Annotated in this window: 2 protein-coding genes and 1 pseudogene; all 3 read left to right on the top strand. The window is 39.5% G+C overall.

Annotation, left to right across the window (positions count from 1 at the left end):
- A pseudogene (locus AA84_RS19675) lies at positions 1-138 on the top strand (IS30 family transposase); the annotation flags it as partial.
- 190 nt (positions 139-328) lie between these two features.
- Positions 329-508: a hypothetical protein gene (locus tag AA84_RS0114655; protein WP_028977822.1), complete on the top strand. Its 180-nt coding sequence runs from the start codon at positions 329-331 to the stop codon at positions 506-508.
- 47 nt (positions 509-555) lie between these two features.
- On the top strand, positions 556-807 hold the full coding sequence (locus AA84_RS0114650; protein ID WP_028977821.1) for a DUF4236 domain-containing protein: 252 nt from the start codon (positions 556-558) through the stop codon (positions 805-807).
- Positions 808-1,194 lie beyond the last annotated feature (387 nt).

Raw genomic sequence — 1,194 nt, 5'->3', positions numbered from 1 at the left:
TAAAGGACATGACTTTCGCCAGGACAGCGATGCGTCCATCGCACATGCTGTGAACGAATTAAATCACCGACCTCGCAAATGTTTGGGCTGAAGACTCCTTTTGAGGTCTTTTATAATCAGGCGTTGCACTTAGTTTGACAATTCAAGGTATTAAAAAATCCCTCTACAAAGGGATTTTCGGGTGCTCCACCATCTAGTATCGGATGGTAAATATGGAGACGGTGGGCGTGTAACTCATCTCAAAAAATGCCGCTTTAATACATAATTTTCGAGCTATAAAACGCACTTGCCCTTATTTTGCCCTCATTTATTAACGGAGGGAAATCTTATGAAAAATTGGAATGCATCTGAAGCAATGATCGAAGAAAATAATCGTGCTCTTGTCGCTCTTAGAAAATACGAAGAAGAGCACCGATACAGTTTCGCTGATCGACATGTTTATTGGGCGGTCACTAATGAGATCGAACGGCTTGAAAAACAAAACGTTTGGCTTGCTGAACGGTCTTAAATGGTAAGATAAAGAAAATTGTTCTTTCTATATAAAGAGGCGATCATATGGCTAGATTGCATTACAACAAGCGAATTCCAATTATCAAGAACCTGCTTTACCTGAATTACAGTAGCGGCCGCGGCTGGTCCCTTTCATTTGGCCCACCCGGTGTAAAAATAAATTACGGAATCAATGACCATAAAAAGCAAGTATCTTTTGGTAAAGGCGGTTTCCGATACCGAAAAACTATTTCAAGTGGACGTCAATCCGTCAACAGCAAGAACCGATTAGGTATCAGCCATCGAGTGCTAAAATAGATAAAATGGTGAGTAAATATGTAAAACGGCATTATGACCTGTCCAGCTGTGTTATGAAAGCTCTAGACACAGACCCCGAAATGCCTTCTGCATGGCCCCACGGAGTTCAAATAACGGATAAACACGGACATAAAGAAATCGCCTATTTTGATTATCATACGAATGAAGTAAGAGCATTTTCATTTCCCGATTAGTCTTCTTTCTCATACTTAAGTATGAGATTTTTTTATAAAGAAGTTTTGAAAACCGTTGATTATTATAACACATGTGTCATAATAGAAATATGGACGGAGGTGAGAAAGTGGTTGATAAAATAATTGATGAGATAAGAAGTACCGTAACAACGCTGGCCGCGATAATCGGTGCCTATTATCTCATCAAAGATCA

It is taken from the genome of Sporolactobacillus terrae DSM 11697 (genome assembly GCF_000648615.1).
GTDB lineage: Bacteria > Bacillota > Bacilli > Bacillales > Sporolactobacillaceae > Sporolactobacillus > Sporolactobacillus terrae.
This window is presented reverse-complemented; position numbering and strand designations above follow the sequence as displayed.

What these genes read in the sequence shown, in the direction of transcription:
- AA84_RS0114655 (WP_028977822.1), top strand. Translation starts at nt 329, where the DNA reads ATGAAAAATTGGAATGCATCTGAAGCAATGATCGAAGAAAATAATCGT.
- AA84_RS0114650 (WP_028977821.1), top strand. Translation starts at nt 556, where the DNA reads ATGGCTAGATTGCATTACAACAAGCGAATTCCAATTATCAAGAACCTG.